This window comes from Demequina sp. (assembly GCF_049841215.1).
In the GTDB taxonomy this organism is placed as follows: domain Bacteria; phylum Actinomycetota; class Actinomycetes; order Actinomycetales; family Demequinaceae; genus Demequina.
Map to the genome: position 1 here is coordinate 1 of NZ_JASGEO010000001.1, position 4,849 is coordinate 4,849.

Annotated in this window: 4 protein-coding genes; all 4 read right to left on the reverse strand. The window is 65.1% G+C overall.

Features of this window, described 5'->3' with window-relative positions:
• Positions 1 to 143: 143 nt before the first annotated feature.
• The 4 genes from QM618_RS00005 to QM618_RS00020 all read right to left on the reverse strand — a co-directional run bounded on the left by QM618_RS00005 (position 144) and on the right by QM618_RS00020 (position 4,407).
• Complete coding sequence (locus QM618_RS00005) at positions 144 to 947, reverse strand: hypothetical protein (protein ID WP_428092964.1); 804 nt, start codon at positions 945 to 947, stop codon at positions 144 to 146.
• Positions 948 to 1,020: 73 nt separating this feature from the next.
• Entirely contained in the window at positions 1,021 to 1,287 is a 267-nt protein-coding gene (locus QM618_RS00010) for a hypothetical protein (protein ID WP_428092967.1), read from the reverse strand.
• Positions 1,288 to 1,776: 489 nt separating this feature from the next.
• The gene (locus QM618_RS00015) at positions 1,777 to 2,334 is read right to left on the reverse strand and encodes a DUF5317 domain-containing protein (protein WP_428092970.1); all 558 of its coding nucleotides are present in this window, start codon (positions 2,332 to 2,334) and stop codon (positions 1,777 to 1,779) included.
• Positions 2,335 to 2,343: 9 nt separating this feature from the next.
• On the reverse strand, positions 2,344 to 4,407 hold the full coding sequence (locus tag QM618_RS00020; protein WP_428092974.1) for a putative bifunctional diguanylate cyclase/phosphodiesterase: 2,064 nt from the start codon (positions 4,405 to 4,407) through the stop codon (positions 2,344 to 2,346).
• Positions 4,408 to 4,849 lie beyond the last annotated feature (442 nt).

Here is a 4,849-nt window from a genome sequence, read left to right on the forward strand (position 1 = left end):
AGCCGCCCAAGCAGGAGCCACCCCCGCAGAACTCCAACGCCGCATCGGCCACTCCACCGCCCGCGCCGCCAACCTCTACCAACACGCATCCCTCACCCGCGACCACCTCATCGCCACCGCACTCAACAACCTCGCCAGCAGCGCTAGTCCGTAGCATCTTCGGACGAAGACTCGGCTGGCCGAATCGGTTGTGCCTCCTCCCAATGCACTTCGTGCAGGGCCCGAAGGGCTTTGGTCATCTCGGGCGACATGCTCACGACGGTGTTGACGGCCATGCCCCCAAGGCTGCCCCCGAGCAGGAGGCCACGGCCCTCTTTGGGCAACACGAGCCGATCATGAATTCGCCCGGCCTTCTGCTCCAGTATGCGGACTTCGGCGGCCTCTCCAACCTTGGCTAGGCCTATCTGGGCCTTGGTGCGACGGTCGGCCGCCGACTTGTCGGCGGAGGTCTTGCCGCCGGTCAAAATCTGGTCGACACCGATCAGGGCCGCTAGCTCGATGATGTTGGGCACCGCCGCGTAGCGATCGATCACCAGGACCCCCGACAGCTTCGCGACCTCCTCAACGAAATGCGCGTAATCGAGTGCGCTGTCTGGGCGCATGACAATCTCGAATAGGTCCTCGCTGGTCGGTTCGCTTGAGGTCCCGGCCGCTTGCACTACCGCCCGACCGAGGCGGCTGAGTTCGTAGACGTGACTGCTGTACCCCGCGACCGGCGAGATGAAGCCGACGCGGGTGAGATAGTCGGACACGCTGGGTTGGTGTTTCGGCTGGAACTCCCAAATCTGGAGCAACGATTGGCGGCCACTCAACGCGGAGCGCAATTGGGGGGGCGCCGCGTCGGCGAACGCATCGATCTGGCTCGCCGTCACGGGCACGCCCTCTTCGCTCGCGAGGTAGACCAATCGCAAGGTGCGAACCACCGCCGGGCTGATGAGTTCATCCACCCGTTCAGGCTAGTGCTCCATAGGCGACTCCGGCCGAGCGACTTGCGTTGACCGGCTTACGTCGGGGGCGCGGCTATACGCGCGGTGTCGCCCCAGTCAATTCGCGTTCGGCGTACTCAATCGCCGCCGCGAGTTGGCTAGCGAACTCGCGCGCCGCATCTATGCCGTCAAACTCGACCGCGTACCGGCCGTCGTGCCCGATGAAGTGCACACCGACCTCGACGCCCTCGTCGGTGAGTGTGCTGCGCTGAGAGGCCCACCACCGGCCAAAGTGCCTCCCTCCGCGCGTCTCGCCTAGCTCGTCCCACTCGCCGGTTCCACCCGCCGCCTTGTGCGCCATTACCGCCCCTTTCGATGCCTTCCCCCGAGACTCATCGTGGCACCGATCGAGGCCGCCCGCGCAGGCCCGCAAACGCGATTCCGTGGAACAACGTGGAATAACTCACGTCCCAACATGGCCCAACGTGGCGCGCCTTGGCGCGCCCCGTGGTAACGTCATGCCTGGTAGTTGGCGATGTGGCCACCATCTACCAGGAGCGGGAAACCATGCGTGAACTGGATTCCCAAGCTGATAGCGCGGGTTCGATTCCCGTCATCCGCTCTCTTGGGATGTCTCAAGACATCGTTCACTCGGCCGAATATCGGGGGCTTCTGTTTCCTCTGAGTGCGTAAGTGCTGTGCGCCGGGCAAAATCCGACACTCAGGCACTCACAGCGCGCAGGTAGTGCGCACCGCGACCTCGTCGCGTCCCCGTTGACCCATGCGACACAGTCAAGGGGTGAACGATGTCTTGAGACATGGGTGAACGATGTCCTGAGATCAGACACCGTCATCCGCTCTCAGTTTGGCCCTCCGCCGGAGCCTCGTCCCGCGCGCCGATCCGCCTGGATCCACTCCACGCCGCCACAACGGCGCCCACCACAATGAGCACGTCGCCAACACTGAACGTGTTCGCGAGCGGTAGGGGTGCCGGCCACGCGAAAACGTCGCCGAGCCACAAGAGGGTGGGGTTCTCGAGCACTGCAGAGTTAGCAAACTCGGTGCCGTGGTCAATGCCAGCCCTAGCCACAGCGTCGGCCGATGCCGGGAGGGTGCCGCCGTTGAGCGCGATCACGACGCCATTCGAGAAGGCGCCAGCGCCCACAAACCAGACGCCGGGGAAGTGGCGATTGAGCCACAGGAACCAAATGGCTGCCGCGTACGACGCCACGTGTAGCACGGCGGCGAGGCCGTGCGGCATGGGCAGCACCAGCACGAGCGTCTGGAAGATCAGGGTGGCCCAAATCAGCAGCGGCCACTTCCAGCGGTTGAGAAGAAGGCTTGCTGGCCAGCGGCCGGCCACCAACGGGGACAGGAGCGCGAGCACGCACGCGACCAGAACGAGCATCAGGCGGGCCTACGAGGGCTGGGCGCCCGCGCGCCGTGCTCCAGCGAGCAGCTCGGTGATCTCGGCGGCGGGAACCGGGATGCCAAGGTGGAAACCTTGACCAATGGGGCAGCCGAGCGCCCTGAGCGAGGCTGCGGTTGCCTCGTCCTCGATGCCTTCTGCCACCACGCGCAGGCCAAGGGCCCGCGCGAGCGAAATCGTGGAGCGCACGATGATGAGGTCGTGACTCTCCGTGCCAATGTTGCTCACGAACGAGCGGTCAATCTTGAGCTCGTCGATTTCGAGGCGCTTGAGGTAGTTGAGGGAGGCGTTGCCCGTGCCGTAGTCGTCGATCGCGATGGCGACGCCGAGCGCGCGCAGGGCGTGCACCACGGTGTCCGCCCGCACGGCGTCGGCAAGGATGCCGGTCTCCGTGACCTCAAGTACGAGGGAGCTCGCGGGAACCTCGTGGCGCAGCAGGGCGTGACGCACCTGCTCCGGGAGGGCAAGGTCTGAGAGCAGCCGCGCGGAGAGGTTCACCGCCATGCGGAGTTCGTAGCCTTGAGCGCGCCAGTCCGCGAGTTGGGCGAGTGCCTGGTTCATGACGTAGGCGGTGAGCTGCACCACTAGACCGGAGCTCTCCGCGAGAGCAATGAAGTCTTCCGCGGTCACCTCGCCGCGGCGTGGGTGGCTCCAGCGCACCAGGGCCTCCACGCCAACCAGGCTGCCGTCGCTGAGGTCCAGTTGCGGCTGATAGACCACATGGAGCTCGTTGGAGTGGATGGCGGTGCGGAGGTCCGCGAGCAGCTGCAGGCGCTCAAGAGTGTTGATGTCGAACTCCGAGGAGTACATGCTGATGCGGTCGCGCTCCAACTTGGCGTGATACAGCGCGATATCCACGTTCTTCATCAAGGTGTCGGAGTCGGTGCCGTGGTGCGGCGCCACAGCCACGCCCGCACTGGCGCGCACAAGCAGTTCGAGGCCCTCGATGTGTACGGGAGTCTCGAGAGCACCCAACAGGTTGCGGGCTGCCGTGGCGCTGTCGAGCATGTCCCCCATCACCACCACCGCAAACTCGTCGCCGCCAAGGCGATGCACGGTGGCGTTGTCTGGCGCGGCGGCGGTGAGCTCCTCCGCGACTTTCCGCAGGATCAGGTCACCAAACGGGTGCCCAAGGGTGTCGTTAATGTCCTTGAAGTGATCCAGGTCCAGCAGCACCAGGCCAGGGCCATCGCTCTTGGTGCGTTGTGCGTTCGCCAGGCCCCTCACGATTTCGTAGTGCAGCTGCGAGCGGTTGCCAAGTCCCGTGAGCTGGTCGTGTGTGGCGTCATAGGCGTGCCGCGCGGCGGACTGCGTGAACAGGTGAGCCGCGATCGCCGGCGCGGCCAACAAGATCAGCGCCCACGCGCCTTCGGCCGCGATCAGCGCCGCAATGCCACCGATGCTCAGCAACACCAAGTTGGTGACGAAGAAGTCCCGCGAATCGCTGCGCAACACCGTGAAGAGCCGCTGCTCCGTGAGCCGCGACACGATGCCGGCAACGAGCACCCAGTTCACGCCGAACATCACCAGGCCGCCCACCATGAGGGCCCCGATGTCTCGCGGTTCCACCGCCATCGGCGCCGACAGTGGCGCGGAGTTCGTGAGCAGCGCGTAGACGAGGCCCGCGCTGGCCACGCTCAGCGTGTACTGGGCGGTGTTAAAAAGAGACTTCTTAAGTGCCCGACGCTGGAGCAGGTCATCGGTAAGGCTCGCCGCTACCTGCACCAGCACCGCAACGGTGAGACCGGCCACGCCCACGAGGGCAAGGACGAATGGTGCAGAGGTCGACAGCGACCTCGTGGCACCTCCCGCGCGCGGCAAGACGATGGGTCTCAGCTCGCCAAAGATCGCCGCGGCGGCGAGTATCAGCGTGGGCCACAGCGGAATGTCGTGGAGCAGGCCAGACCAATCGGTCAGCGCCAGGATCGCCGCGAGGGCGATGACGCCGAGGGTGCTGACGCCAGCTACGTACGCGTCAAGGCGCGACGCCGACGGACGGCGTCGCACCGTGGTCTGCTGCTCTCCGGGTTGGGGGTCTAGTACCACTTCCACCCGGCGCCGACGATCGTGGCTACCGCCACCAGTGTCGTTGCTGAGGCGGTGATCCTCGCGGTCTTGCTGTTGATCAGGATGGTCCACTTGTCCATGATGGTTCCTTCTGGCTAGTCACGAATGCATGCTCGCCGTGCAATTAGTCACGGCGGCCCCCCAAGTTGGGTTTGGCCTAGTACCACTTCCAGCCGGCACCAGCGATGGTGGCAACGGCAACGAGGGTGGTCGCGGAAGCCGCAACGCGCACGACCTTCGAGTTGGCGAGAATGGTCCACTTGTCCATGACAGATTCCTTACGTGAGTGAAGTTCAGTTGGGTTGTTGATTCGGGTGCGGTCTAGGCGTGCGGCCTAGTACCACTTCCAGCCGGCACCAGCGATGGTGGCAACGGCAACGAGGGTGGTCGCGGAAGCCGCAACGCGCACGACCTTCGAGTTGGCGAG